Source organism: Halomonas sp. 707D4 (assembly GCF_024158685.1).
GTDB lineage: Bacteria > Pseudomonadota > Gammaproteobacteria > Pseudomonadales > Halomonadaceae > Vreelandella.
The window spans coordinates 1-2,085 of sequence record NZ_JAMZBD010000520.1 but is presented as its reverse complement, the minus strand read 5'-3'; the positions used below and the strand labels follow the sequence as shown (position 1 = coordinate 2,085).

General features: G+C 67.3%; 1 protein-coding gene and 1 pseudogene. Both read right to left on the bottom strand.

Annotated features, from left to right (window positions below):
• On the bottom strand, nt 1–1,264 hold a 1,264-nt coding region (locus BIS11_RS16060; protein WP_253586531.1), incomplete at its 3' end, for a (Fe-S)-binding protein.
• Between the two features lie 82 nt (nt 1,265–1,346).
• Nucleotides 1,347–2,085: pseudogene (locus tag BIS11_RS16055) on the bottom strand (N-methylproline demethylase); the annotation flags it as partial.

The following is a 2,085-nucleotide window of genomic DNA, read 5'->3' as shown; positions in this document are numbered from 1 at the left end:
TGTCGAACACGCCGTCGCCGAGCCACAGGAGCACGTCGGCCTCACCCTTGTCCGCCATCAGCGGCAGGTTCAGGTCGGCTGCCCAGTGCAGGCGCGAGCCGGGGTCGAAGCCGCCGGGGTTGTCGGTGGCGATCAGGTTGTCGAGCACCTCGGCGCCCTTGTTGGGGGTGTTGCCGTGCTCCAGGGTCAGAAAGCGGCGCATGTCGACGATGGCGTCGACGTGCTCGATCATCATCGGGCACTCCTCGACGCAGGCGCGGCACGTGGTGCAGGACCAGAGCGTCTCGGCATCCACCAAGGAGGTGCCTTCGCGGGCGACGATCGGCCCGAAGGGAGAGCCCGCATGCTCGCCCACCGGCTTGCCGGGGTAGGGCGAGCCGTAGTACTTGGCATCGCTGCCGCCGGCCATGCCGACGACCATGTCCTGGATCAGCTTTTTCGGGTTGAGCGGCTGGCCGGCGGCAAACGCCGGGCACATCGCCTCGCAGCGCCCGCACTGCACGCAGGCATCGAAACCCAACAGCTGGTTCCAGGTGAAGTCCGCCGGCTTCTCGACGCCGAGCTTGGCGTCGGGCTCGTCGAGCTTCAGCGCTTTCAGGCCGGTCGAGCGGTGCTCGACGCCCGCCTTGGAGGAAAAGCGCTCCGGGCGGCGGTGCCAGGCCAGGTGCAGGGCACCGGCGAAGGCGTGCTTCATCGGCCCGCCCCAGGTCATGCCGAAGAACATCTCGCCCAGGCCCCAGACGATGATCGCCGCGAGCACGAGTGCCGCGATCCAGCCAAGGCCTTGCTGAAAAATGCCCTCCGGCAGCACGCCGGCGGTGGGCAGCGTGACCACGAACATGCCGATCGAGAACGCCATCAGGCTTTTCGGCAGTCGCATCCACGGGCCCTTGGAGAGCCGCGACGGCGGCGGGCTTCGCCGCCAGGCGACCAGCAGGCTGCCAATGAACATGCTGGTGGTGGCGACCAGCAGCACCCAGGCGAGAATCGCGCTGTCCAGGCCAAAACCGTGGACGACGATGGCAAGCAAAGCCGCCAGCACGAAGCCGCCGGCGGTGGCGACGTGAGTGTGGGAGATGTACTTGTCGCGCTCGACGACGTGGTGCAGATCGACCAGATAGCGCCGGGGCACCCGCAAGAGCCCCTTGAGCACGGGCACGGACGAGGGCCGCCCCTGGCGCCACAGGCGCACGCGGCGCACCGCGCCGAGGGCGGCGAGCGCGAGCGCGGTGAACAGCAGAAGGGGTAACAGGGTCTCGAGCATGGCGTCTCTCCTCTCAGAGACACCGTAAGGACTGCGCCGCAGGCCATGAGGCCCGCGGCGGTCGGCTTACAGCGTTATTGTGTCAGAAGTCCTTGCACAACCGCAGCGCATCATAGATGGCCGCATGCGTGTTGCGTGGCGCGGTGCAATCCCCCAGGCGGAACAGCGCGAAGCCGTCGCCGCTCTCTTGCAGGCAGGGCTGGGGCGCGATCGCATAGAGCGCTTCCAGATCCATCTGGCCCTTGTTGCGCGACTGCTCCTTGAGCGCGTAGTAGAGGGTTTCGTCCGGGCGCACGCCGTTCTCGACCACGACCTGGTCGACCACGCGCTCTTCGAGCGCACCGGTGTACTCGTTCTCGAGCACCGCGACCAGGGAGTCGCCTTCGCGATACACCTTATGCAGGGCGAGATCCGAGGTCATGATGACGTCCTTCTCGTAGAGGCTTCGGTAGTAGGTCGGGAAGGTGGTGCCGCCCACCGCCGCACCGGGCTTGATGTCGTCGGTGACGATCTCGACCTTGGCGCCCTTGTCCGCCAGGAAGTCCGCCGCCGAGACGCCGGAAAACTCGCAGATGGTGTCGAACACCAGCACGTTCTTGCCGGGCGCGACGCGGCCCTCGAGGATGTCCCAGGTGCTGACGACCAGACTCTTGTCGGTCTCGGCGTCATAGCCCCATTCGGGTACCTGGGAGAGAAACGGCTGGCCGCCGGTGGCGAGGATCACCACGTCCGGGCGCAGATCAGCAATGGTCGCTTCGTCCGCCCGGGTGCCCAGGCGCAGGTCGACGTTCAGCCGCGCGAGTTCGAGCTGGTACCAGCGG